Source organism: Pseudomonas sp. SIMBA_067 (genome assembly GCF_046534675.1).
Classification (GTDB): domain Bacteria; phylum Pseudomonadota; class Gammaproteobacteria; order Pseudomonadales; family Pseudomonadaceae; genus Aquipseudomonas; species Aquipseudomonas putida.
Map to the genome: position 1 here is coordinate 1 of NZ_JAWRYH010000873.1, position 254 is coordinate 254.

Annotated in this window: 1 protein-coding gene; it reads left to right on the forward strand. The window is 50.4% G+C overall.

Translation table 11 applies throughout. The features are described 5' to 3' along the window. Positions 1 to 254, forward strand: a 254-nt coding sequence (rpsD, locus tag SB765_RS31715) for a 30S ribosomal protein S4 (protein WP_410932766.1), incomplete at both ends; no start/stop codon positions are given.

The following is a 254-nucleotide window of genomic DNA, read 5'->3' on the forward strand; positions in this document are numbered from 1 at the left end:
CGTAAACCGCGTCTGTCTGATTACGGCGGTCAGTTACGTGAAAAGCAAAAAGTTCGTCGTATCTACGGCGTGCTGGAGCGTCAGTTCCGTAACTATTATAAAGAAGCAGCTCGTCTGAAAGGCAACACCGGTGAAAACCTGTTGGCTCTGCTGGAAGGTCGTCTGGACAACGTAGTTTATCGTATGGGCTTTGGTGCCACTCGTGCAGAAGCACGTCAGCTGGTTAGCCATAAGTCTGTTCTGGTAAATGGCCG